The sequence below is a fragment of the Mesorhizobium sp. CNPSo 4671 genome (assembly GCF_057784245.1).
In genome coordinates, this window is record NZ_JBWLUW010000025.1 from 1 (window position 1) to 25,568 (window position 25,568).

General features: G+C 57.1%; 21 protein-coding genes and 1 pseudogene. 14 read left to right on the forward strand and 8 right to left on the reverse strand.

Features of this window, described 5'->3' with window-relative positions; genetic code table 11:
• Both AC04SF_RS34840 and AC04SF_RS34845 read right to left on the reverse strand, forming a co-directional pair.
• Positions 1 to 443 (reverse strand): DUF6946 family protein (locus AC04SF_RS34840; protein ID WP_488481468.1); only part of this gene is annotated, 443 nt, incomplete at its 3' end.
• 160 nt (positions 444 to 603) lie between these two features.
• Positions 604 to 1,243, reverse strand: a pseudogene (locus AC04SF_RS34845) (class I SAM-dependent methyltransferase); the annotation flags it as partial.
• A 1,025-nt stretch (positions 1,244 to 2,268) separates the two neighbouring features.
• On the opposite strand from AC04SF_RS34845, the gene AC04SF_RS34850 reads away from it, so the two are divergent.
• The 3 genes from AC04SF_RS34850 (at position 2,269) to AC04SF_RS34860 (ending at position 4,100) form a co-directional block, all read left to right on the forward strand.
• Positions 2,269 to 2,655, forward strand: a complete 387-nt coding sequence (locus AC04SF_RS34850; protein ID WP_488481469.1) for a hypothetical protein — start codon at positions 2,269 to 2,271, stop codon at positions 2,653 to 2,655.
• Between the two features lie 11 nt (positions 2,656 to 2,666).
• Positions 2,667 to 2,885, forward strand: coding sequence for a hypothetical protein (locus AC04SF_RS34855; protein ID WP_488481470.1), 219 nt, complete (start codon positions 2,667 to 2,669; stop codon positions 2,883 to 2,885).
• A 711-nt stretch (positions 2,886 to 3,596) separates the two neighbouring features.
• Positions 3,597 to 4,100: a HEPN domain-containing protein gene (locus AC04SF_RS34860; protein WP_488481471.1), complete on the forward strand. Its 504-nt coding sequence runs from the start codon at positions 3,597 to 3,599 to the stop codon at positions 4,098 to 4,100.
• On the opposite strand, the gene AC04SF_RS34865 is transcribed toward AC04SF_RS34860, so the two are convergent.
• Entirely contained in the window at positions 4,066 to 4,362 is a 297-nt protein-coding gene (locus tag AC04SF_RS34865; protein ID WP_488481472.1) for a protein-tyrosine phosphatase family protein, read from the reverse strand. The genes AC04SF_RS34860 and AC04SF_RS34865 overlap by 35 nt on opposite strands.
• A gap of 539 nt (positions 4,363 to 4,901) precedes the next feature.
• Complete coding sequence (locus AC04SF_RS34870; RefSeq protein WP_488481473.1) at positions 4,902 to 5,573, reverse strand: amino acid kinase family protein; 672 nt, start codon at positions 5,571 to 5,573, stop codon at positions 4,902 to 4,904.
• Between the two features lie 804 nt (positions 5,574 to 6,377).
• Between AC04SF_RS34870 and AC04SF_RS34875 the strand changes: the two genes are divergently transcribed.
• The 4 genes from AC04SF_RS34875 to AC04SF_RS34890 all read left to right on the forward strand — a co-directional run bounded on the left by AC04SF_RS34875 (position 6,378) and on the right by AC04SF_RS34890 (position 11,782).
• Positions 6,378 to 6,869 (forward strand): Lrp/AsnC family transcriptional regulator, encoded by a 492-nt coding sequence (locus AC04SF_RS34875; RefSeq protein WP_488481474.1) that lies wholly within the window; start codon positions 6,378 to 6,380, stop codon positions 6,867 to 6,869.
• A gap of 136 nt (positions 6,870 to 7,005) precedes the next feature.
• Positions 7,006 to 8,505 carry an NAD-dependent succinate-semialdehyde dehydrogenase gene (locus AC04SF_RS34880; protein WP_488481475.1) on the forward strand — a complete coding sequence of 500 codons (1,500 nt, stop codon included), beginning with the start codon at positions 7,006 to 7,008 and terminating at the stop codon, positions 8,503 to 8,505.
• 876 nt (positions 8,506 to 9,381) lie between these two features.
• Positions 9,382 to 10,689: a diaminobutyrate--2-oxoglutarate transaminase gene (ectB, locus tag AC04SF_RS34885; RefSeq protein WP_488481476.1), complete on the forward strand. Its 1,308-nt coding sequence runs from the start codon at positions 9,382 to 9,384 to the stop codon at positions 10,687 to 10,689.
• A 382-nt stretch (positions 10,690 to 11,071) separates the two neighbouring features.
• A complete protein-coding gene (locus AC04SF_RS34890) occupies positions 11,072 to 11,782 on the forward strand; it encodes a hypothetical protein (protein ID WP_488481477.1) in 711 nt (236 codons plus the stop codon).
• 617 nt (positions 11,783 to 12,399) lie between these two features.
• On the opposite strand, the gene AC04SF_RS34895 is transcribed toward AC04SF_RS34890, so the two are convergent.
• From AC04SF_RS34895 to ehuR, 4 genes are all read right to left on the reverse strand, one after another.
• On the reverse strand, positions 12,400 to 13,305 hold the full coding sequence (locus AC04SF_RS34895) for a D-2-hydroxyacid dehydrogenase (protein WP_488481478.1): 906 nt from the start codon (positions 13,303 to 13,305) through the stop codon (positions 12,400 to 12,402).
• Between the two features lie 264 nt (positions 13,306 to 13,569).
• Complete coding sequence (locus AC04SF_RS34900) at positions 13,570 to 14,862, reverse strand: LLM class flavin-dependent oxidoreductase (RefSeq protein WP_488481479.1); 1,293 nt, start codon at positions 14,860 to 14,862, stop codon at positions 13,570 to 13,572.
• Positions 14,863 to 15,490: 628 nt separating this feature from the next.
• On the reverse strand, positions 15,491 to 16,672 hold the full coding sequence (locus AC04SF_RS34905; protein ID WP_488481480.1) for a M24 family metallopeptidase: 1,182 nt from the start codon (positions 16,670 to 16,672) through the stop codon (positions 15,491 to 15,493).
• A gap of 880 nt (positions 16,673 to 17,552) precedes the next feature.
• The gene (gene ehuR, locus AC04SF_RS34910) at positions 17,553 to 18,932 is read right to left on the reverse strand and encodes a MocR-like ectoine utilization transcription factor EhuR (protein WP_488481481.1); all 1,380 of its coding nucleotides are present in this window, start codon (positions 18,930 to 18,932) and stop codon (positions 17,553 to 17,555) included.
• Positions 18,933 to 19,247: 315 nt separating this feature from the next.
• Between ehuR and ehuB the strand changes: the two genes are divergently transcribed.
• From ehuB to AC04SF_RS34945, 7 genes are all read left to right on the forward strand, one after another.
• Positions 19,248 to 20,111 (forward strand): ectoine/hydroxyectoine ABC transporter substrate-binding protein EhuB, encoded by an 864-nt coding sequence (gene ehuB, locus AC04SF_RS34915; RefSeq protein ID WP_488481482.1) that lies wholly within the window; start codon positions 19,248 to 19,250, stop codon positions 20,109 to 20,111.
• Between the two features lie 70 nt (positions 20,112 to 20,181).
• Positions 20,182 to 20,997 carry an ectoine/hydroxyectoine ABC transporter ATP-binding protein EhuA gene (gene ehuA / locus AC04SF_RS34920; protein ID WP_488481483.1) on the forward strand — a complete coding sequence of 272 codons (816 nt, stop codon included), beginning with the start codon at positions 20,182 to 20,184 and terminating at the stop codon, positions 20,995 to 20,997.
• Between the two features lie 51 nt (positions 20,998 to 21,048).
• A complete protein-coding gene (gene ehuC / locus AC04SF_RS34925; protein WP_488481522.1) occupies positions 21,049 to 21,696 on the forward strand; it encodes an ectoine/hydroxyectoine ABC transporter permease subunit EhuC in 648 nt (215 codons plus the stop codon).
• Positions 21,697 to 21,704: 8 nt separating this feature from the next.
• Entirely contained in the window at positions 21,705 to 22,364 is a 660-nt protein-coding gene (ehuD, locus tag AC04SF_RS34930) for an ectoine/hydroxyectoine ABC transporter permease subunit EhuD (RefSeq protein ID WP_488481484.1), read from the forward strand.
• A gap of 23 nt (positions 22,365 to 22,387) precedes the next feature.
• Entirely contained in the window at positions 22,388 to 23,572 is a 1,185-nt protein-coding gene (locus AC04SF_RS34935) for a M24 family metallopeptidase (RefSeq protein WP_488481485.1), read from the forward strand.
• Entirely contained in the window at positions 23,569 to 24,801 is a 1,233-nt protein-coding gene (locus tag AC04SF_RS34940) for a M20 metallopeptidase family protein (protein WP_488481486.1), read from the forward strand. Before AC04SF_RS34935 ends, AC04SF_RS34940 begins: the two co-directional genes overlap by 4 nt.
• On the forward strand, positions 24,798 to 25,556 hold the full coding sequence (locus AC04SF_RS34945; RefSeq protein ID WP_488481487.1) for a maleate cis-trans isomerase family protein: 759 nt from the start codon (positions 24,798 to 24,800) through the stop codon (positions 25,554 to 25,556). Before AC04SF_RS34940 ends, AC04SF_RS34945 begins: the two co-directional genes overlap by 4 nt.
• Positions 25,557 to 25,568 lie beyond the last annotated feature (12 nt).

The window sequence follows — 25,568 nt, forward strand, 5'->3', positions numbered from 1 at the left end:
TTGTAGCCGACATAGGCGGCACCGCGCTTGAATGTCCGCGACTTTACCGAAACGCGTTGCGCTGGCCGGTCGAATGGCTGCGCGATCACATCGTAACCGGGCCAGTTGTCGGGAACTTTCAAAGCAGGGATGCCGGCGAGCGTGAGCTCCGCGGCAACGATCATCTCGCAAGCATCGCCCATCTGTTTGTGGCTGTCACGGTTGCCGCCCTCGAGTGGCACCCTGTGCTCGGGCAAGGCCAGCAGTAGCTCGGCCGGGCCATCGAACATCTGCGCGACTTCAGCCGGCAAGCCGTCAGCACTTTCCCAACAATGAGCAAGCGTCTTTGCCGAGTAGCCGGTTCGCCATTGCCTCTCAGGTTCGGCGAGGAATGCTTGCCAACTCGTCGGACCTTCGCTGGGAATATAAACCCGCGTCCGACGTGCATTTTGCAGAATGCCCAATGGATGACCCCGCTAGCAGCACGTTCGCCCCTGCTGCTCACGCCATATCCTAGCGGATCATTAGTGAACCTCGGTTTAAAAGTCTCGATATGTATGGTGCATGCCGGTTGACGACCCCGTTAGGGGGAACCTGAGCTGCCATCGAACGCAGCGGCACCCATGCTTTCGCCGCCGAGAAGAAGAGAAATCGCGGCTTGGTCGTGAGGTCCTGATATGCCGCCGGAAAGCATGAGCGGGCCTCAGGATTCGAACATGACGTGAAGTGGGCGATGTCAGAAGCGCATCGTCATCGGCTTGCCGCCGCGCTGCCAGGTTTCGGTGAAGCTATAGGTCTCGAAATAGTTCTCGCGACCCGCCAGCTGGTGATCAATGAAAGGATGGTGTGTGGACAAAACAGCCGGCCGCCTTGGGGGCAGCAAACGGTTGAATTCCGAAAGCGGTCGTGACCAGTCAGGCAAATAGTGCATGACGAGCGAGGCGAGGATCAAATCGAAGGCACCGTCGTCGAAGGGCAGCGGTTCGTTCAGATCAGCGACCAACAAACGTGCCCGGCTCTCAAGGCGACGGTGGGCGATTTCGAGCAAACCCGTACTCGAGTCGATACCGGTCAGGATTGCCCCTCGGTCGACAAGTGCCTTGGCATGGGCACCGCCGCCGCATCCAGCATCGAGCACCCGAAGCCCCTCGACGTTACCCACCATCGAAAGGATGGCCGGCCGTTCGTAGTATGCATTCCAAGCGTTGTTCTCGTTATCAACCTCATAAGCCGCTGCAAACGTGTCATAGTCATTCTCAGCCATGTTGTCCCAGCCACATAACCATTATCGAAGATCAGGGTTTATCGAGTTCTGATGCAATAGATAGTTTCCCTCAAATCGACCGGCCATCAGCTGTGACATGGCGGCTTTGATCAACGGCTCTCTGAGCCGTCTTCAATTGTCGACCTTCGGAATATCCTTCCTATGCTCGATCTGTCCGCCCGCCTGGATCGGGCTCGCGGAACGACGAAATCAATGTTTTCGCCCAGGATTCCCTCGTGCTCCGGATGACCCCGTTAACGGCTTTGCACCCGATTAACATCGTGGCGACATCGCGCACGGGAACGCTAATGCGCTGGGCCAAAAATGTTCCCGCCATGTTCCGGCACGATCCCTGTTCTGCTATGCCACAAGCGCCGCTGTTCTGGCTTTGATCTTATTGTCTGTCAGGACTGGTCAGGCCGGGCCAATCATGTCGTGATAAACGATGCGATACATTTCTTGGCCAGTGGAAACGTCACCGTCGATGCCATCCACAGCTGCCAGCGGCTTCGTGCGGCGATGGTAACGGCGAGAGCCTCTGGTGCCGCCGCCTTCTGATCGCGGCTGAGGAAGGTACGCGATTGTCCGGCCGATGCCTGCGCGAATTATCGGTCAGGCGCGCTGCCCTCGGACTCGGTTCGATGAAGTCTATTTAGAGACAAAACCCTGTTCGGCCATACAGCCCCGAAACACCTCGTCCGAGGTAATTGCCCGGGTCAAGAGGCCCCCATTTGCGCTGGCGAAGTTGTTTGCTGATCTTCCCCTGCAGATTGCCTTCGCCTGCTCGAACCGATTTTGGAAAGACGGTGACGTCGCCTTCCACTGGTCCGAACTGCTGTTACACCCGGTGACGATGAGCATTGCCACCAGAACCCAGCCATAGCGCATGCGATGCTTCCCCCATCAATTCAAAGGCGGCGACGATACCATCGAAATACTCGAAGGAGAACCACTGAGCCCGGTGCGCATAAGCATTGCGCCGGGTCCAGAAACACGGCATCTTCCTTTACCACGGGGGCAATCTCATGATCACTTTCAAAGCCGCGGTCTTCGCCGCTTCCGTTGCCTTTGCATCGGCGGCAGTGGCTCAAGAAGCCTATGAGCTGAACGAGATTGAGCTGGCCGCGATCAAACGCAGCGTGAGCGTCCAACTGAAAGACCCCGACAGCGCGAAGTTTGGGCCAATCAAAGCGGTTCCTTATCCCGGTGTCCAGGAGGGAGTTGTTCTGGCTTGCGGCTTGGTCAACGCGAAGAACGGTTTCGGCGGTTACGCCGGCGAGACGCCGTTTGTGGGCGTTCTGGCCACTTATAGGCAGACAGCGCAGGCCGAGTTTGTTCTTAGAGAAATAGCCGGCGCGGAAACCGACGGCGCCGCCATCATTTCCTATTGCAAGAGCCAAGGCATCCGGTGAAAGGGCAGGTCATGGACCGGAACGATACCTTCCTCGACTATCTCGCACCGATCATCGAGGCGTTCGTGATTTTCTTGACTTCGGCAGGCGCGATAAGTGTTCTGGTAATGGCCTTGGCTTGGCTGTTAGGAACTGGCGTCGGTACAGCGGTGCAGTTGGTCGTCTATGCCTTTGCTACGTCCACCACGATAGCGGTCATGATCAGGCGAGAATTGCGGCTGAAGCGTTAGGGTTGCTGGACCGACCCAAAACCGGCTTCCGCAGCTGCCTTGTCGCCGCCAACTGGCCGCCCTCGAAGTCGACCGTAACGCTTCGGTTGCCAGGCCAGCGCGTGACCAAAGAACAAGCTTTGGCTCCGAGCCCAACGTGCGCACGCTCGGTCGTGCTGTTCGCGACGGTCGCCGTCATGATCGGGCGGCCTTCTGCGATGGCCCGCAATTTCGAGCGGGAGCGCCTGCGGGACGGGCGAAGAGTCGGTCGGGAGTTTTCGCCGCCCAAGACTTGCAATCTCTTGTACGATGTAGTTGGAGCGCTTCACGAAAATGGGGCTGTCGAAAGCCTCGGCCTTCATTTGTTCCTCCCGACCTGCTGAACCGTCAGTTCACGTAAGGCGGGGCCCCATCGACCCCGCCAATCGTCGCACAATGTGTTGTCGGCGCGATGACCCTTCAAGAGGAAAACGCGAGCGATGATGCCATCGGCCATTTGCCTGATCTCTTCCGGCGCCGATCGGCGAGGCAACGACAAGCCATGCGAGGCATGTGCCCTTTCATCCGTCGAGAACCACTACGGTCGCCTCGATCCCAGACCACACCGCGGCGGGTCTTGCTCGGATTACGATAGCGACGCCAAGAAATGGAGAGTGCCGAAGAATAAGATTGTTTTGCTCTTTACCAAAATTTCTGTGTGGCATTTTAATTGCATGAATGGAGATTGCATGAATGGAGATTGAAGAACGAAAATACCCAGGAGAGCTGGCCTCCTCGCTGCAGGTCCACGAACTTGCGGAAGAGTACCGCAAGGCGGCAACCATGCTGCTTCAGCTCGGCCGGCCAGGCAAACCGCTCACTCGAGCGCCGTTCAGGTTGTCGGCGATCCATGCGATCGAACTCTATTTGACCGCGCTATTGCTTCACCGTGGGCACAGCCCCAATCAGATCCGCAAAATGCAGCATGACCTGTCGGCGCGCACGGGGCTCGCCTTGGAAGCGGGGCTGCGCCTTCGCGCAAAAACCGCCAAACATCTTCACTCCCTTAGCCAGAACCGGGAATATCTCGTGACCCGTTACGGCCCGGAGCTGGCTGCAACCGCCTCGCAGATAAACCGGCTTACCGCTACTCTGGACGAGGTGGCGGCAAAGGTAACCATACTGATCGGCTTGTCCTCAACTATGCCGCAGCCGGTCGGCCTTACGCCCGAGACTTCGCCTGGATGCGCGCGATGATGCCGGATCCTAGGACGCAGTCATCAAGGAAGTCGTTCCACTTTTCGGCCGAACGGCGAGCATCGGCAAGCATCTGTCTTAGCTCGTCAATGCCGTCGTCGGTGAGAGCGGTTATCGCCTCCTCCCTACCGTCATGGACACTGATGATGCTGCCATAGCTGAGATTGTCATCGTTGCTGACGATCGCTTGAAGGAGTTCGAGATCCTCCTCAATCATCTGGGAAACGTAGTCGATCGTGAAAACGTGGGTTATTGTCGCCATAAAGCGGCCTCGGTTAGGTGAGCTGACAGGTATCCAATTCCAGGGAAGGGTTTCCTCAAGGTCGATGCGAGGTCAGAGGTTTCCAGCCGTCTTCTGCCCAGTGCGCCACGGCTCTCGAGCGTCTATAAAACGTCACCGAACGTTGCTCCAGCGGTGCCGCTGGAGACCACCCGCAGGCATTCATGAATCGGCTCGGATCGACTAGGCAGTCGACATCTACGAAAGGAACCCACTCCCTCGCCTTCGATCCGCCGACGCAGTACCGCAATGCCAAACATTTTTTTCCATTTGCACAAATAGCGAAACTCTGAAAATAATTTTCCAAGCGTAGAGCGAACGGCCAACGGTAGGTTCGACCAGTGATGGAGCCGGGAGGGACGAACGCTTCACCGCTTTGCTTGGGCAGCCGCCAAGGCGTCGGGTCCGTTTATGAGGCTGCTCGGCCGCGCTTTCAGCCGGTGCCGCATCAAGGCCCCTCCAGACGGTCTCTTAGGAAACGACGATCCCGCGATCGACCAGGGCCGATGTTTTACCAGCCGTCACGGCGATTTTCGCGCAACCGGGAGTCTGCGACATGCTCGAGGTTCCACGATGCCGGTGGTGACGCTGTGCAAGTCAATCATCGGCTCAGCCTTAGCGCTCCACGCTCCGATGGTGCGGACCCGTTCAATGCCGACAATCTTGGGGTCGGCTGTCGAAAGAGGGTACTCCTTGTGGATTATTGCCTCCTTGGCGCCTGTGAGTACGGCGATCCGGGCGAATGTAAACTCGGTGTAGCCACGGCCATAGAGCTGCACCAGACCAGCTGGGCATCGGCTGTAGCCCGTGATGATCGGCAGCTGCTTGCCGAGGTCGATCGCGGATAGCGCCGTCTCGATGCGCTCGTCAAGGCTTGTCTCGGTTTCGTCACGCCAGCCCGTCATGTCCACGAAGACCGCCTCCACGCCAAGTGTCCTGAGGAGGAGTGCCGTGTTGTGGGAACTGTGGGCTTCGCCCTGCGCGGCGAGAACCTCGCGCACGGTATTCAAGTGCTCTTCGAGCCTGAAGGGGCCATTTGAGCAAAGCCGCTGCAGATCCAACAGGCAGCCGCGCACTCCTTCGATGCGGTCGCGAACGAAATCATCGGCGACGTGCCTTTCCGGCGAGCGGCCGAAGACTTCCGCATTGATCCTCCTCATCTCACGATGGACCTCTGCGATCGCTTCGACCAAAGCCGATCTCGATCTGTCGCCCGCAAACGCGCATAGGCGCCGGGCTTGCCAGTTTTCTTGTGCACGAGGAGCAGATCGGTCATTCCACTATAAGCGGATACGACGAATATCCGGTTGTAGAGTGCGCTCCCCTTGCGTCCTCCGATTAGGACGTTCTTGAGTACGGCAGCGGTGTTGGAGATCGACGTGCCTCCGATCTTCTCGACAGTGTGGGCGCTAGGCTCGCGGTTAGGCAAGAGTTTTCACCTCAAAATCCTTTCGGTGAGTTGTCTCAACTCGCAGCACCAGCGGCCATCCATAGCTGCGCACTTCGGACTCCAGATGGTGGAAGATCGCAAATTCCTACTCGCGATCCGGTTTACTTTTGTCAGTCATCGTTGCCTCCCTATTTGGGTATAGACCGGCGGGGATGCCTAGTTCGCGGTCGAACCAGGGAGCTTGCCGGATTGGCGCTGGTCCGAGCCACAGCTCAACTTGGACGAACATCGGTGCCGCCCGGCATAGCGTTTCACGAAGAGGACGTCTCAAAAGTCATGCCAATTGCGCCGAAGGCGCCTTAGAAATAGTTTACTGAGGTTTGTTCAAAGATTTGACCCGAGTGCCGCAGGCAACCAAGGCGAAACAATGTGTCGCGGATCCAACAAACACGACAGTAGGTGTCGGTTGCCCGGTGTTTTCTTAAGAATGGAGAAGGAGTTTAACAACGCGCGACTGGAGCGCATCACATTCCGATCGGCGCTGACGACGAAGCATGCTACAGGCCGGAAATTGAACTGATATAAGTGCGCCGAATGGATACTTAGCATGACGTTCCTTAAACTCGATCCGATCGATCTCAAAATCCTCGACGCCATACAGCGCGACGGGCGCATCACCAAGCTGGCGCTGGCCGACAAGGTCGGTCTGTCGCCGACCCCTTGCTGGATGCGACTGCGCAAGCTGGAAAAGGCCGGCATCGTCTCTGGCTATCACGCCCGTATCGCCATGCGCGTGGTCGCGCCTGTCGCCACCGTGCTGATGGAGGTGACGCTGGCCAACCACCGCCAGACCGATTTCGATCGCTTCGAGCGCGTCATCCGCGACATCTGTGAGATCGTGGCCTGCTGGTCCGTGGGCGGCGGTGTGGACTATGTGCTTAAGGTAATAGCGCGCGACATCGACGCCTATCAGCGGCTGGTCGATAGCTTGCTCGAGCGCGAGATCGGCATCGATCGTTACTTCACCTACATTGTTACCAAGACGGTCAAGGATGAGACCGTCTTGCCCTTGGCCGACTTGCTGCCCGCGCAATGGTAGCCGGACCTCCAGAGATATCCTCCTGCGATAACGTACAATAGAGAGAATCTCTCTACGGGCAGCCATCCAAACAGCCTCTCTGTCTGCCCATGTCGAATAATCTTCCCGTATCAGCCCGACCCGGGAGGCTTCGACAATGTCCGCGCACTTTGCTCGCACGATCCGCCATGACGCGCTCGACCGCCTCTGCGACCGCCGGCTGCTGCGCGAGCTCGCTTATGTCGATGGCCAGTGGACGGCGAGCGAGGCCGCCGAAAGTTTTGAAGTCACCGATCCGGCCAGCGGTGCGACTGTCGCCTTTGTCGCGGCGCTCGATGCCGGACAGACAACAAAGGCGATCGAGGCCGCCTCGCGCGCCTTTCCGGTCTGGCGAGCTCTGCTGCCGCAAGAGCGCTCGAGGATATTGCGAAAATGGTTCGAGCTGATCATCACCGCCAGGGACGATTTGGCGCTACTGATGACACTCGAGCAGGGCAAGCCGCTCAAGGAATCGCTGGGCGAAATCGACTACGCCGCGTCCTTTGTCGAGTGGTACGCCGAGGAAGCCAAACGCCTCAACGCCGAAAGCGTCACCAGCCATCTGCCGAACGCGGGAATGATGGTGCTGCGCGAGCCGCTCGGCGTCGTCGGCGTCGTCACGCCGTGGAACTTTCCCTCGGCGATGCTGACCCGCAAGGCGGCTGCCGCACTAGCGGCCGGGTGCACCATCGTCGCCCACCCGTCTTCGGAAACGCCACTGTCGGCACTGGCGCTGGCCGAGCTCGGCGAGCGCGCGGGACTGCCGGCCGGCGTCTTCAACGTCGTCACTGGAAACGCATCTATCATTGTCGCACGGATGTGCGAGGACCCGCGCCTACGCGCCATGAGCTTCACCGGCTCGACGGAGATCGGCCGATTGATCGCGGCGCAGAGCGCGCCGACGATGAAGCGCCTAGTGATGGAGCTCGGCGGCCACGCGCCGCTGATCGTCTTTGCCGACGCCGACCTCGACAAGGCCGTGAGCATCGCCATCGACGCCAAATTCGCCACTTCCGGCCAGGACTGCCTCGCCGCCAACCGCATCTACGTTCAGCGGCCAATCTATGATCGGTTCTGCGCCGCTTTCGCGCGTCGCGTAGAGACCTTGCGCGTCGGCAACGGGCTTGCCGACGAAACTGACATCGGACCGCTGATGCACGAGCGAGCCGTCAAAAAGGTTGAGGAACAGGTTGCTGACGCGCAGAGCCATGGCGCGCGCTGCCTTGTCGGCGGAAGACTTCACGCGGCAGGATCGCTGTTCTACCAGCCGACGCTGCTTGTCGATGTGCCCGATGAGGCGCTGATCATGCGCGAGGAGACTTTTGGGCCGGTCGCCGCGGTGACGCCGTTCGACAGCGAGGACGAGGTCATCGCCCGTGCCAATGCCACTGAATATGGCCTCGTCGCCTATGTCGTGACCGAGAACGGCGCCCGCCAGCAGCGCATGGGCCGCGCGCTGGACTACGGCATGGTCGCCATCAACCGCGTCAAGATCACCGGCGCACCGATACCCTTCGGCGGCGTCAAGCAGTCCGGCATCGGCCGCGAGGGCTCGCGCCACGGGCTCGAAGCCTTTACGGACCTCAAATATCTCTGCCTGGATGTAGCCAGACCCTGAGCCGAGAGCGCGGCCTTTATGTGCCGCGTCTCGACGCAGATCACCGGATAGCCTGCGGCCGACAGGCCACTGTAGAGCCATTGCGAGAGTGGACCGGCCTCAAGGCCGACGCGCTTGTAGGGGCCGCCAATCGCGCGAAGCAGGGCGCCGATCGCCTCCGGCTCGGTCTCCACCTTGCTCTCTCGAATGAGTTTGCCACCCGTGTCCATTACGCAGACGCTGGTGGCGCGAACGGAAACATCAAGACCGACGAACAGGCCCATGGCAGACCTCCTGACCGGTTGAACCGTTGGAGCCTGCCTGGAAGACCGACCTCCCGCTACTCCCATGCAGGCAGGCCGCCGGAGCCCCAACCATCCGATCTTTTTTTGCCGGCGATTGGCCAGAGCATCGTCCCTTGCCGTTTTCGTCAATGTCCGCGGTGAAGCTCGTCGGCGCGGCCCGCTGATCGACGATAAAGCTGAACGCCTGTCGGAGCGGCGGACCTGCTCCGTTCTCAGTCGCAAGATGATCCGCTACCGGTCCCGCTTTTTAAACGTCATTCCTGAGAAAACGCCGGGCGACCGACACCTACTGTCGTGTTTGTCGAACCCGCGACACATTGTTTTCGCCCCGGTTGCCTGCTGCACTCGGGGTCAAATCATTGAACAACAACTCAGAAAAATATTTCTAACGCTCCCTCGGCAATTGGCATGACTCTTGAGAAGTCCTCTTCGTGAAACGCGACGCGAGGCGCGGCACTTGTGTTCGTCTAAGTTGTTCTTCGCAGCTGTGGCTCAGGACCTGGGTGCACCAATCCGGCAAGCTCCCTGGTTCGACCGCGAACTAGGCATTCCCGCCGACCTGCCAAGCCAATACTTAAATAAGGAGGCAACGATGACTGACCGAAGTCCACCAGATGGCGAGCAGGAATTTGCGATCTTCAACCATCTCGAGTCCGAAGTGCGCAGCTACGCCCGCAGCTTTCCCGTCGTTTTCGCGACGGCGCGAGGGGCTCAGCTGTTTGCGCGCGATGGGACAGCCTATCTCGACTTTCTCATGGGCTGCTCGAGTCTAAACTATGGGCACAATCCCCCCGAGCTGAAGTCCGCGCTCGTAGACTACATTGCGGGCGACGGCATCACCCATGGCCTCGATCTGTATAACGAAGCCAAGGGATCTTTTCTGCGAGAATTCCACGAGACGATCCTCAAGCCCCGGCAACTGGACTACGTCGTTCAGTTTCCCGGTCCAACCGGCGCTAACGCGGTCGAGGCTGCGCTCAAGCTGGCGCGCAAGATCACTGGTCGGTCCAACATTATAGCCTTCACCAACGGCTTTCATGGTGTGAGCCTTGGCGCTCTCTCCTGCACCGGCAACCGATACCACCGGGCTGCCGCCGGCCAGCTGCTCGGCGGCGTCACGCGGCTACCCTATGACGGCTATCTTGGGTCCGCTGTAGACACCGCCGATTACCTTGATCACCTGCTTTCGGATCCCTCCAGCGGCGTGGACACGCCGGCGGCGGTGATTGTCGAGACAGTTCAGGGCGAAGGCGGCCTGAATGTCGCCGGTACGGAGTGGCTGCGCAAGGTGGCGGCCATTGCGCGCAAGCACGGAGCTCTGCTGATCGTCGATGACATCCAGGTCGGCGTTGGCCGGACCGATGCGTTCTTCAGCTTCGAGGCGGCCGGTCTCCGCCCGGACATTGTCACGATGGCCAAATCGATATCGGGCTATGGCCTGCCTATGGCTCTCGTTCTTATCGACCGACAACTCGACAGGTGGGGGCCGGGAGAGCACAACGGCACATTCCGCGGCAATTGCCATGCTTTCGTGACCGCCCGGGCGGCCCTTGAGCACTTCTGGCGGACAGACAGCTTTGCGACGTCGGTCGAGGAGAAAGGCAATCTGCTGAAAAGCCGACTCGAGCAGATCGCGCAGAAGTACGACCCAGGCCGAGCGTCAGCCAAGGGTCGTGGCATGATGCGAGGCATTGATCTGAAGTTTGGCGAGGTTGCCAGTCAGGTCATCAGCACTGCCTTTCAGAATGGCCTCATTGTCGAGACCGCTGGTCCGAAAGACGAGGTCGTGAAGTGTCTGCCACCTCTCGTCATTGGGAAGGATCAACTTAGCCAAGGTCTCGACATCCTTGAGGACGCTATCGACAGCGTGATCGGCCACACAGCGGCCACGGCAGCATAAGAGGTGAATCATGATTGTAAGGGATTTCAATAAGGAGAATCTGACAGCCCGGCGGGTTCAGACGACGGGGAAAGCGTGCAGTTGGGGGGCGCGAGGTGCATGATGCGACCGGCGACCTCAAGTCGCTCCAGGGTGCTCAATCTACGTCGGCAGCGAGATACGGGTCCTTCGCCTCCGCCGTCGGTCACCATTCTAGCCGCATTACACTGACCCTACAGGAGCCCAGCCGCAACCAGAAAGGTATGGCGGCCCGTCATTCGATGGATCTCCCGTGGCTGGCTGTCCGGTGGCTCGCATGTCTACGACATTGCGAAACGAGAAGCTCGCGACAATTGGCCCTGATGTTCAGTGCATTATCAATCCAACGGTAAGAGTACCTGCAATGCATGACGACGCAACGACCCTTGAGGTATCAACATATCTCTGTTCGCTTGACCGAAAGGCCCGCAAAGCGGGCGTGCAATTCAGGATGGGGGAAGATTTTGAGGAGTACCTTTCAATTACAAGTAAGCTTGCCGGGAAATATCCTACCTTTCCGAACTTCCGCCCGGATTGTTCACAGCATAGGCCCGGCCAGGCGTTTTGGGTCGTTGGAGAAGATAAATTCGGGAAAGTAGCGCACGTCCAGGCGCTTCGTGTGGATGATCTGACGCCTACGAACTTGGCGGACCATCTCGAGTCACTGAAAGCCTGCTATGTGGATCCTGCAAGGCATGCCGGCCCGGGTTCGTCGTGTGTTTGTGTCGCGCCGACTGCTCGGATCATAAGCGGGATCGTAGCGTATCACGGTGATTTATGGCTCCGGCGTGACCTTAGAGGGCTGGGCTTAGCACCCACGCTTGCAGGAGTCGCTTTTGGGCTGGCATGGGCGAAATGGTCCCCCGATTTCATCTATGCTCTTGTGCCTACTTGGCTTATCCAAAAGGGAATCGCCGATCAATACGGCTATCTTCACAAAGAAGCACATGGGTCCGTCTTGACTTTACCTGATCGAGACATCGAAGATGATGACTGGCTCATTTGGCTAACTCGAGGCGAGTTATCCCAGCTAATCAAATGCTCGGCGACTGAAACGGTCGAGCGGATTTCTTGAGCGCAGTTTTACTGTCGAGTTTAGCCTTTCTGAGTGCCTTCTTTGATTGCGGTCATGGAAGTCAATTCGCACTACTGCTCGGCAGGAATGACAGACGGCGGCAAGCCAGCGATGGACCGTCGCGGAGCTCGGATTGAGGCGGCTTCAGCCAACGTGACTTCGCCGCGCTCGGCCCATTCGCCATCCCTGTAGATCGCGATGCCGTGCGTGTTGCGGAAGCCTCGCACACGTGACTGCGACCATCCATCCGCTCGACCTGTTCGCTTTCCTGCCCGGTTGATTAGTTCGGCAATGGCCTTGTCGGCCGTCAGTCGCGCGCAGGCGCAAATTATTTAGCTCTACCGACGGACTACCGCGTTTGACCACAGGAGCGGGGACAGCAGGGCCAATCCAGCCACGGACGCTGTTTGCAATGCGAGGACAAAACGCAAAACAGTCATTTCGGCTACCGCAGCATCAATAAGGGATGACCTTGCCACGCCCATGATCGGGGGTAAGTTCTGTACATCGTCACCATATATGCCCGACTTCTTGGATTGAAGAACACTGCTTAGAATCGCACAATTTGAAACAGGCACCAGCACTCCGCAGTAGTAATAGGAGTGGACAATTGCTATTCAGCTAAAGCGACTAGTTTTGTCGTTCACATTCTCCAGCGGCTGTCCTGCCACCCAGCGCTCAAGATTTTCGATGAACTTTGCTACGACATGGACTCGCCAGCCACGGAGGTCCGCCGACATATGAGGTGACACAAACACCTGATCCATACTCCAGAAAGGATGACCCTTGGGTAGCGGTTCCACGGCAAAGACATCAAGCAAAGCGCTCCTTATCCGACCATCTTTGAGTGCGTCAAGCAATGCGTCCTCGTCCACCAAGCCGCCACGGCCGATGTTAATGAAAGAGGAGCCGGGCTTCATTTGTGAAAACCGCGTCGTGCTCATAACTCCCGCAGTCTCCGAAGTTAGCGGCAAAGATAGAATGACCGCGTCTGCTTCAGGAAGGAGATATTCTAGTTCCTCCATGGAGTGCCTGCGCCCGAAGAGAGGGTCATTCATCACTTGGCGACGCCCGACCGCAATTACATTCACCCCTACCGCGCTTAGTAGGTTAAAAATTTCCAAGCCAATCGCGCCTGGCCCGATCAAGACCACAGTTTGCCCTCGAAGCGGCAGGGCCTCTCTCCTTTTCCATTCCTTGGCATGCTGAAATTTTATGGTGTTTCGAAAATCTTTTGCCCCCATCAGCAGTAATCCAAGAACATATTCTGCTATCGGATATTCAAAAACCCCGCGCGTATTGGTTACCACGATCTCCGCAGACGCTAGATCACTCGACAGGGCGGCATCAACCCCCACGCCAGCGATATGGATCCATTTGAGTTTTGGAGGTAATGGATTGTTGCGGATTACTGGGTTAAAAATGTCCCAGAGCAAGAATCCTTCAGCATCCTGTAACTCTCGTATTGCTTCGTTCGCACTTTGAGTGATGACTACATCTGCGAAGTTATCAGCCTCGCTCAAGAATGTAGAACTCTGGTCAAATGCCACCGGTAGTAGAGCTACTATTTTTCGTCGGCGCATTTGAATCCCCTCGAAAGTTGAAAAGAAACTAGCTCAGGCCGCTTTGGGGCAGTCGGTATTCATCGCATATGACGCGCATAGGCGTTGCTCTCGGTCGAGCGAAAATGATATCGGGTGGTCGCGGGCTGCAACAAGCGGTTCGATGATGAGCGGGGTGTTCGGATTCATCCCCAGCTTTGGTGTGAAAGAAAGATACCGCACTGATTATGCCTTGATCGTTTCCCGCAGACTTGAGCCCGGATACTCCTTACGAAACAAACCGCGCTTCTGAAGGATTGGCACGACCGATCGCGTGAAGGCCTCGAAGGAGCCCGGCATTTCTGTGGGCGTCACGATGAAGCCATCGCAGCCGTTATTGTCGAAGAATTCTTGGAGCTGATCGGCCACGTTCTCGGGCGTGCCGATGACTTGCGGGCAAAGTTCGCTTGTGGCAAAACGCTTTGCCGCTTCGCCGAGCGTGAGATTGCTGGCTTTGGTGCCTTGAAGGATGACATCGAAGGAGCCGCGAGAGCCGGCTTCTGCCGGGATATCGCTAATCGGCTTGTCAATCGGATACTGCGACAAATCGAGCCCGGTATGGGTCGACATGAAAGGGATGCCGAGGCGAGGGTCGACCAAGTCATTCACATAAGCTTGTTTCTCGCGGGCAATGGATTCTGTTTCGCCGATGATCGGATCTACCGAAACGAGAATGGCGCAATCGTCGGGATTCCGCCCCGCCTTATCGACGCGACCCTTCAGGTCGGCATAGAATTCCTGCATGTCCGGCAACGAATGTTGAAGCGTAAAGACAAGCTCGGCGTGGCTCGCGGCAAAATCGCGGCCGCGCGGTGACGATCCGGCCTGCATAATGACCGGGTAGCCCTGAGGGCTCGGCGGGACGGTGAACACGCCCCTTGCCCCGACATATTTCCCGGTGATTTCGGTGCGGCGCATCTTTACCTCATCAATAAAGTCGCCGCTTTCCTTGTCGAGGACGAGCGCACCGTCGGGCCACCCCGTCCACAAGTCGAGACAGGCTTTCAGGACCTCCTCGGCACGGTCGTAGCGTTCACTACGCGGCAGGAGCGCGTCCTTGCCAAGAATGTGCGCCTCCCTTTCGATTGCGGAAGTCACGATATTCCAAGCGATGCGACCGCCGCTGAGGACATCGAGCGAGGAAAGCACCCGGGCTATCGCATAGGGTTCGTGGAAACTTGTCGATATTGTCACACCGAGTCCGATGCGCGACGTTGCCCGTGCCATCACCGCGACAAGCGGGACAGGATCGAGCAGCGACATCTGACCGCCCCGCGCCATGACGGTTTCGTTATAAAAAGACAGAACATCGGCGAAGAAGAATGCATCAAATCTGCCGGCCTCGAGCGTTCGCGCCAGTGTTTCCCAGAACGCTGGGTCGAGAAACCTGTTCTCTGTTTGCGGATGGCGCCACATGGCATGGTGATGGGAAGTGGGCCCCGCCATGAGAAACGCTACGAACTTCATCTGACGCGACATTATGGGCTCCTCCGATTGAGTTTTGACGTATATGTTCACATCGCCGCAAGGGATGTGCCAACCGACGAAGTCGTTGGGCTAAGTGATTGATTTGCCAAAATACTGTCCTCAATTCGTGAAGTAAGAACCAAATATTCTCGCAAAGCGCACAAGATTCTGGATCTGATGGCAGATTCGGGACATGGTGATCTGTTCATAGTCAGACATGGCGACCGAACCAATGAAGGCGGGTTATCTTGCAGGCTTGGGGTCAGCCGACTAACACGGTCTCGATTCAATTTCCCTCTGCCGAACGCTGACAATCCACAGGTGTGGTTCCCCTATCGGCGTACAATGCTCGATGACTGGCTCAGCAGTCCGTGTCTTGCCTTCCAACCGCGAAAAAAACAGTGCATCTCGACGGTCTTCGATTTCTGTTGGACCGAGCCACAGCCGGTCGGGTGAGTTGCGTGCGTCAAGTTCTGCAAAAAATGGCGTTGCATTCAGCGGTGACGTTGGCGTGTCCGCCGCGCAGCCCCCGTGTTTAGCGGAGCGGCGGACATGGCGGAGAGCGAAGAGCTCCCCATCGTCGCTTCCTGCCGGCAGGTCAATATTGCCGAGGCGCGGCTCGTGCCCATGGGTGTGCCCATCATTCGATCACTATCAGTTGACGCGGATAGCTTGCCAAGCATTCCGCCAGTTTGTCGGTGACCAGAATGCTTTCAGTGATCTCTATCCCCCAGTCACCAAACCAAAGGCCTGACATGAAGTGGAAAGTCATTCCAGGGCGCAGTTGGGTATGGTCACCAAAGCGGAAGCTTGCCGAATGTTCACCCCAGTCGGGAGGGTAAGCAAGACCAATCGAGTAGCCCGTACGGCTCGGCTTCTTAAATCCATAGCGTTCGACAATGCGGTAATAGGCCTCCGCAACATCTTCACAGGTATTGCCCGGTTCGGCCTTCTCAAGGCCGGCCGCCATTCCCTCGAGCACGGCCTTTTCAGCGTCGACGAACTTCTGGTCCGGCTTTCCAAGGTAAAACGTTCTTGAGAGAGGGCAATGGTAGCGCTTATGGACACCTGCTAGTTCGAAGAAAATGCTTTCACCAGAGCGAAGAGTGCGGTCGGACCAGGTCAGATGCGGTGCGGAGGCGTCGACGCCGGCGCCGATCATTGGAACTGCCGCTGGGTAGTCGCCCCAGAAGCCATCAACGCCACGAGTGGCGGTGCCGTAGATCTCAGCAACCACGTCAGACTGCTTGACGCCAGGCCGGAGCACTTCGGCCACGCGTTGGTGCATCGCCGTTACGATCTTGCCCGCTGTCTGCATGTACTCGATCTCTCGCGCCGACTTGACGATCCGCTGCCATCTGACCAGACGGGTAGTGTCCTTGAATGCGGCGTTCGGAAGCACCGAAGAAAGCGCCTCGAAGGCTGCATGGGTGAAATAGTAGTTGTCCTTTTCAATCCCGATGACGCCAGTGGACCAACCCTGATCCTTGATCAGCGAGCCAAGTGCGGTCATTGGGTGATATTGAGAAGATTGTACGTAGTGATCAGCATACGATCTTATTCGGCTCTCATCCATGTAGATGGTACGACGGGCGCCGTTGGCGTCCATCTCCCGCCCGAACCAGAGGGGATCTTCGTCCTGACGGACGAGCACACACTGGTGCACATAGAACGACCAGCCGTCGTAACCGGTCAGCCACGCCATATTTGCGGGATCTGTGACGATAAGAAGATCAACGCCCTCGTGCTCCATTGCCTTTCTGGTCGCCTTAAGCCGGCTCTTATACTCGGAGACCTCAAAACGTAGTGGAGCGACAGTCATATTTTTTCCTTTGAATACGCTCGGTCAGACAGATGCAGCTACCCCCTGCACGGATGAGCGGCCACTGTCCTTGTGGCCGCTCCAGGCACCGGTTTCGAAGCCTTCGCCGCGGGCGCGCAGATCTTTCCTCCATCATCAACGGCAGCAACGCCATGCTTTCCGGCACGCCAGTTGGCCCTGACGAAGGCGCCGGCGCCAATCGCAGACCTGCCAGGCGCTCGCGCCGTGCTTGCGAGCGACCGCCGCCACCGGTCCCCCGATCCGGCTCTCGGCCACTGATCGTGTCCGACGCCCTTGGGCCTTCCAAAACCTCTAGCCGACGACGGTAACCTCTGGTCGTCCAAATGGGCGTCCATTTTTGCCGTCTGCTCCCACGCTAAACTGAGGCAGGTCGTGACTTTGACCTTCAACAATCGTGCCAACTGCACCGACAGAAACGTCAGAGCAAATATTTTGGCAATCTTTCAGGTTAAGTTTTCGCACAGCAGGATCCCTTCTAATATAACGCGGTCGTGTCGGAATCTTGATAACCCGACAGCTGTGTCGGTTTTCGATGTCACCCGGGGAAGTCGGATGATTCCTTCGCGATGTTTATCCAGCCGACGTCGCCCAGGTGCTGTTGGCGCGGGCCTGCTACCTTGGTCGTGGTCGAATAGCTCGGCCATTCGGCTTTCGCCCTCACAGATCGGGGCGGGTGGGATTTCCTGCACCTCCTGCGCCCAATGCGCGAGTGATGCGGGCGGAGGCCTGCTGTCAGGATCACGGACTCAGACCGCGCCATCACCAAGGCACAGTCTCGCTGTTGTCGCCTTGTAATTGGCTTCGCAGGTAAACCCTGACGCAGGCCGACCAGATTCCATCAGAACCGGCTTGACATAGTTCAGAGCAGAACTGGTTCAGGTTCGCTGTGTAGCAAATTATGAATGACGTCCAATCCGCGGTGAAGTTCCTCTTTCGTGGTCGACCCGACTGAAACGCGGACAGCCGGATGATTTTCCGAAATCGCAAATGCTGAGCCGCGCGCCAAGACCACGCCCTGCATGCGAGCGTGTGAGACAAACTCATCTTCTGGAAACCGGTCACCGAGGGGGAGCCATATGTGGAGACTTGCATGGTTAGAATTGTACCGAACACCTTTGAGAACAGAGGCAACCAGCTCGTGCCGCTCAAGAAGTGTTGCGCGTTGCCATTCCACGAATTGTTGGCAGGTTCCATCCTCGACCCACCTTGCTGCGATTTCAGCGATCAGCGGTGTGGCGCTCCAACTGGTGACGTTTTGACGATTTTCGACTGCAGGGAGGAGGCGTTCCGGCGCGACGAGATAACCCGTGCGCAGGCCGGACATGATGGGTTTCGTGAAGCTTGTGATATAAATGGTCCGCTCGGGCGCCAGAGCCTGAAAAGTTGGCGGCCTGTTGTCTACGAGCGGCCCCAAAGCGTCATCCTCAATGATCTGCAAGTCATATTTTCGAGCGATCTCCACAATCGCATTGCGCCGCCGTTCGCCCATAATGAATGCGGTTGGACCAAGAGCATTGGGCATCATGAAGAGCGCGCGAATGACGTGTTGCTGGCAGACGCTTTCGAGCGCATCGGGGATCAATCCCTCCTCGTCAATGGGGACACCCTGAACCTTTAGACCAAGATACGAAGCCAATGGCAGCATCACGTGGAGCCCTGTCGCCTCGGTAGCGATCGTCATGCCGGGCTGACAGGTGGACATGAAAGCTACTGTCAAGGCGGGCGTTCCGCCATTCGTCAAATGTACTGTCCTCTCATGTGTAACGACACCGCAATATTTCAGCCATTCAGTTGCAATCGAGCGATGACGCGCGAAAAGAGTTCCTGGGCGAGAGCCGAACACAGTGCTTGGCGGCAAGTCGACAGCTAACGCCCCAAGTGTCTCCTTCATACGTTCGAGGTGCAGAATGTCAGAGACGGGCTTCAGTATCGACAGGTCAATCAATCCGGAAGTGCGCAGGGGGGCGTATGGCGTGACAGCTTCAGAATTGACGCTAGGACCTTTGATAAATGTGCCGCGTCCAATTTCCCCAGCGACGAGACCGCGACGAGCGAGTTCTTCATACGCTCGAGACACAGTAGGTAACGAGACCCCGAGCTTATAGGCAAGCTGCCTTTGCGGCGGAAGCTGCTCGCCTGGCTTCAAAGCCCCAGAAGAGACGGCTCCGGCGATCCGATCCGCAATCGAGAGAAAATACGGCGGCGTGAGACGTTCGTTGAGTGGCGTCCATATTGTCATGCCCTGGCTTCCTGTTGTCGACTCCCTTTGATGTGCAAAAATTGTACCATTTCGAATGGCGCAACCAGAGGAAGCAGATGATGGAACGTAATGTCATTGTACAATTTAGTCAATTGACTTCACATTGCCCGATTGTCATGTTTGTTACCGGCAGCGGCGAAAACAGCAGTCTGCCCTAGGTCGAGACGAAGCTCTCGTCATGTACCTGCTGGATCGCTCCTAGGTATGTGGCAAGAGCAGCGAGCATCGGAGCGGGAAATTCCGATCGATGTCCTGGCGCGGCGATCTAGAAGAGCCATCAGAAAGGGAACAACAATGGCATCAAACATAAAACGGCGGTCTTCTTTTGCTCCTCGCGGGCTCGCAACTGTGCTGACCGCAATCCTGGCAATCACAGCGGGGAGCGCTGCGATCGCGGAGGATCTCGACGTCAACCAAGAGATTTCGATCGCCATCGGCGGTGAGCCGCCCTATACGGAGTTGAAGCCCGACGGTACATTGAGTGGCGCTGGCCCCGACATCGATCGAGGCGCCTTGGCGCTTTCCGGGTTCAAGAACTTCAAAGGCGAGCTGATACAGTACGGGGCTATGATACCCGCCCTGCAGGCAAAACGCGTAAGAATTCTCTCAGCCGGCTCTCTCAACATTCGCCCCGAACGGTGCGCCGTGGTTGATTTCGCTGAACCGGCCATCTGCACTGCGCAAGCTTTCCTGATCCGCTCCGACATGAGTGGCAAGTTCAAAAGCTATAAGGAAATTGCCGACCTGGGCCTCAAGCTGGCGGTGGGCGCCGGAACTTTGCAGGCCCGGGATGCGCTCTCAGCCGGAGTGAAACAGGAGAACCTGGTTCCCTATCCCGACAACACCAGTGCGGTGAAGATGCTGCAAGACAAGCGCGTCGATGCCATCGCCCTCAATGATGCGGGTGTCATAGATATGAAGGCACGGTCGGGTGATGATACTTTGCAGACCATCATACCGATCGCCAACACTCCTATCGATTGTGCCGCCGCAGCCTTCAATAAAGAGGATAAGGCGCTGCGCGACGCCTACAATGTAGGCCTGAAAAAGCTGAAGGACAGTGGCGAGTTCGAGAAGATCATGGCGAAATATGGTCTTCAAACGAACTACAAGATTCTGGCTAATGCCAAGTCAGCAGCTGAGATGTGCAATCCGTAATTCACTCCAGGTGATGACGCCCAGCAGCAAAGTGCTGCTGGGCTGCCATCGCACGAAAGGAGACAGCGCAATGGGATTGCATGTCGCATCGAAGGCCCCAGATTGCCCGCCCATCATCGAATTCCGGGATGTTGAGAAGAGCTATGGTTCTCTCAAGGTGCTGGAACAACTCTCGTTCTCAGTGAATGCTGGTGAGCATCTTGCGCTGATTGGTCCATCGGGTTCGGGGAAAACGACGATCCTTAGAATTTTGATGACGCTCGAGTCGGTTACGGCTGGAGATGTGATCGTCAATGGCGTTTGCCTAAACCACGAGCAAAGAGGCGGTAAACAAATGCCTTCGTCGGAGGCGCATCTACGCAAAATGCGTGCTGCCTTCGGAATGGTATTCCAACATTTCAACCTCTTTCCGCATAAAACCGCTCTTCAGAACGTCGCCCTCGCCCCGGTGCTGACTGGAAGCCTATCGAAGGCGGCAGCCAAAGAACGTGCGCTGCAAATGTTGGAAAACGTCGGGCTCGTCGACAAAGCGAATGAGTATCCGTCACGATTATCTGGCGGCCAAAAACAACGTGTCGCGATTGCTCGTGCTCTGGCTTTGCAGCCAAAGATTCTGCTTCTCGACGAGATCACCTCCGCCCTCGATCCGGAACTGGTGGAAGAGGTCCTAAACGTCATCACAAATCTCCGAAACGAGACCGACATGACGATGCTCCTCGTTACCCACGAGATGGGTTTCGCCAAGGATTTTGCCGATCGAGTGCTGTTCTTCGAGCGCGGCAAGATCGTTGAAGAAGGGCCGCCGTCGGAAATCTTTCAGTCGCCTCACCACGAGCGCACGAAAAGCTTCCTTCGCAAGATAATCGCCGCAGGCCATCGCGTTTAAGTCGGTCGGTCAAGGCAAGTAGGTCATCAAGTGAATAGTTTTGAATCTGCAATAGGATACAGTTGGTTCGTACTCACGGGGGCTCTCGCTACCGTCGAACTTACGCTCTTGAGCTGCCTGCTCGCTTTGATGCTGGCAATGCTAGCCGGTATTGCTCTTACTGCGGACAATATCTTCGTGCGTGCCGTGACGCGAACCTATGTGGAGATCTTCCGCGGCACCTCGGTGTTTGTCCAACTGTTCGCGGCCTATTTCGTTCTGCCATTTGTGGGCGTTTCTCTATCTCCATTGCAGTCCGGTGTCCTGGCGCTGGGATTAAATGGGGGCGCTTATGGCGCTGAAGTCGTTCGAGCAGCACTCAACGCCGTCGGTCGCGATCAGCGGGAGGCAACTGTCGCGTTAAACCTGACGCGGTGGCAGGCGCTCTGGTGGGTGATCCTTCCCCAGGCGGTCGTGTTCATGCTGCCGAGCTTTGGAAATCTTGCAATCGAGCTCATGAAAGGCACTGCGGTTGCGTCCCTTATAACCGTCTCGGAGCTGACGTTCCAGGCGCAGGTGGTACGAGGCCAAACGGGCGACACCGCCATGCCCTTTCTACTCATCATGGTCACTTATCTTCTAATCGCGTCTGTACTGACGAGCTTCGTGCGGTGGCTTGAAAGACGCTTTGGCCGTGGCATCACAAGCGTAAGCACCTGAGGTCGGACATGATCTGGAGTTGGGAATTTGTCTCTGAGATCACGCCCGATTTGCTCAAAGGGCTCGTGGTCACAGTCAAGATAACATTGATCTCGTCGGTTGTGGCTTTGAGCATCGGTCTATGCTTCGCCATCGCCAAGATGTCTTCAAACAATCTCGTTAGCCGTTCTGCGGTCCTTGTGACAGAGGCCATTAGAAGAACGCCGTTGTTGGTTCAGCTGTACTTTCTATTCTATGTCCTGCCAGACATCGGAATTGTTCTGTCTCCCATGGTCGCCGGGACGATTGGCCTCGGTCTCCACTACGGCACTTACGTGTCAGAGGTCTATCGCGCCGGGATCATCAATGTTCCAGCCGGGCAATGGGAAGCTGCGCGGGCTTGTAACCTGACAAAAAGGCAGACGTGGACGGAAATCGTGCTGCCGCAAGCCATCCCCCCGATGATCCCACCCTTGGGGAATTATGTGATCGCGATGTTCAAGGAGACGCCAATACTATCAGCGATTACCGTCCTCGACCTTATGGGCGAAGCGCTAGCCAAGGCCAACTTCAGCTACCGCTATCTCGAACCAATCACTCTCGTCGCCCTGGGCTTCCTGTTCGTCAGCCTTTGCTCCGCGGCCCTTATTCGGCTTTTGGAAAACTATCTGAAACTTCGGACTGCCTGAGCAGCCGAACTGAGGACTCAACCATGACTGCACCGACACTACGCTTTGAAATTTCCGAGTACAAAGCCCGGCTCGAGGGCACCCACAAAGCAATGCAGCAGGAAGGCATTGATCTTCTAATCGTCACAGACCCCGCGAACATGGCCTGGCTTACCGGTTATGACGGCTGGTCCTTCTACGTTCACCAGTGCGTCCTCATTCACGGGGACGAAGACCCGGTCTGGTTCGGTCGTGAAATGGACGGCAACGGTGCTCGCCGAACCATTTATATGGATGAGAGCCGTATCAAGTCCTACGCGGATCACTACGTCCAATCCTCCCAACATCATCCAATGACTGCGCTTGGCCAATTGGTTACGGACCTCGGCTGGTCCACCGGTTCGATCGGGATCGAAAAGGATAATTACTACTTTACGCACGCGGCGTTTGAAGCATTGTCCTCCACGCTGCCGAACGCAAGCTTCAAAGATACGACAAGGCTGGTGAAATGGCTGCGGATCATCAAGTCGCCCCGCGAAATCGAGTATATGCGGGGCGCGGGCAAGATCGTCACGGCCATGCATCAGCGCGTGGCCGAAGTGTTGAAACCCGGCATCAAGCAATCGGACATTGTGGCGGAAATTTACCACACCGCCACTCGTGGGGTTGATGGCTTCTGGGGCGACTACCCAGCGGCCGTTCCGATGATCGGGGCGGGCATCGACGCCTCTGCGCCTCATCTGACTTGGTCAGATCGTGAGCTTCGCTCTGGCGAAAGCATCTTTTTTGAACTGGCCGGCGTCCACAAACGCTATCATTGCCCTCTCTCAAGGACATTTTATCTAGGTAAGCCGGATCAAAAGTTTGTCGACGCAGAGAAGGCCGTGCTCGAGGGAATGGCGGCCGGCCTGGAGAAAGCGGTCCCGGGAAATTCCTGCGAAGACGTCGCGCAAGCCTACTACACTGCCATAGAGCGTCATGGGCTGAAAAAGCCAAGCCGTTGCGGCTACTCGATCGGTCTCGCTTATCCGCCGGATTGGGGTGAGCACTCCGCAAGCTTTCGCACAGGGGACCGCACCGAACTGCGGCCAGGAATGACGTTTCACTTTATGTCAGGCCTGTGGTTTGGCGACTGGGGCATCGAAATCACTGAAAGCATCCTTATCACCGACAAGCAGGCCGAGTGCCTGGCACAGTCGCCACGCCAGCTGATTGTGATCGATCAATGAATGCATCCGAGATAGACCTCAAACGAGCCAGTCACGCATTCCATTTGCCAGCGGGATGCGAGGAGCAAATCCTTGCACTTCGGCACTACATGCATGCGAACCCGGAGCTATCAAACGAGGAGCACAACACCCGGGCAAAAATAGCGGAGTTTATGGGTGGTGCGGGGTTGCAAACACCTCAGATCTTTCACCACACGGGCTTGTTCGTTGACATTGTCGGCGAGGGAAATGGAATTCCCATAAACGTGGTGGTTCGTGGCGACATCGACGCGCTGCCCATCCAAGAGGCCCGCCCGGATATTCCATATAGGTCCCGTGTCCCTGGAAAGATGCATGCTTGCGGCCATGATGCGCATGCATCTGCAGCATTGGGCGTTGTATTGGCGGCACTTGCCCATCGTCAGCACTACGCCGGAACGGTGCGCGTTGTGTTTCAACCGGCCGAGGAAGCAGAACCCCTCGGCGGCCGGTCTGTCGCTGAACAAGGTCTGCTCGACGGTTTTGACTGCGCGATTGGGATGCATGTGAACCCCGAAATACCCTCCGGGACTTTTGCGGTCCTCACGGGCCCGGTAACAAAGTCATCCGATGAATTCCAGATAGTGTTCAAAGGCAAGAAGAGCCACGCGGCGTGGCCAGAGCTAGGGGTTGATGCGATCACGATTGCGTCCACATTCGTCACTGAGGTGCAGAAGCTGGTATCGCGCGAGAGCCACACCGATGAAGCTCCTGTCATTTCAATAGGCCGCTTCCATGGTGGGGAAGCAACCAATATTATCTGCGATCGCGTTGTTCTCGACGGTACGCTGCGTACACGTTCGCCAGACGCCCGCCAAAGGCTTCGACGCCGTCTGCAAGAACTGGCTCGTCAGATTGCCGCGATGCATCGCGGAGAGGCAGAGTTCGAGCTGGTGCCGGGAGAGCCTGCCGTCGTAAACGACCCGGGCATCAGTCAAACGGCCCGCGAAGCGATTGCCGAAATCTATGGAAGCGAGGCCCTCGTTCCGACGAGACCTCTCGCAGGGGCAGACGACTTCGGATTCTACGCCGAACAACTCCCATCGGTGTATTTCTGGTTTGGCTGTTACGACGAAGCGCTTGGAAACATTACCCATGTTCACACGGCGGAATTTGGTGTCTCCGATGACGACGTGTTGCGCGCGGCGCGAGCTGCCTGGGCAATTGTGAGGAATCTTCAAGTTTCAGCAAACACGGGCATCTCGGCATGATCACGTCACCAATCAAACATCTCGAAGCAGCCATGGACGGAGGGATGTCGAACCAGGTCGTAATCGGCTTGATCGCTCTTTCGACAGATGTCGTAACTGAGTACGAGCTGCGGAGAATGCTTCCAACGGATGGGGTTAGTATTTCAGCAACCCGAATTGAGACCAAAAACCCAATTACGATCGAAAATCTGCGCGGCCATGCGCATGAAATTGCCAAAGCCGCCGAGCTGTTCGTGCCCCGGGAGTCGGTGGATGTCTTTGCCTACGGCTGCACGTCTGGATCCGCGCTGATTCTGCAAACGACCCTGGAAGCAGAACTGCATCGAACTGCACCAGGAGCGAAGTTAACATCGCCTATGACAGGAGCCTACAAGGCTTTTCGCAAGCTCGGGATTCGGAGGGTCGATCTTTTGACCCCCTATCCGGACGACGTTACGTCGGCGATGACCGAGTGCTTGAAGGAGGAAGGCATTTCCGTCGTCTCGTGTGGTTCATTTCACATCGATAACGATTATGAAATCATCAATATCAAGCCCGAGAGCATCATAGAGGCGGCCGAAGCACTAAATTCCAATGGGTCAGAAGCTTTGTTCATACCATGCACTGGCCTGAGGACCTCTACAATCATACAGCCCCTTGAAGCGCGCATTGGCAAGCCTGTCATCACCGCTCACCAAGCGATGCTCTGGGATGCACTGAGACTTGCCGGCTACACACAACCACTGTCGGGATTCGGCAAGCTGCTCACTGTCTGAAGCGACTTATTT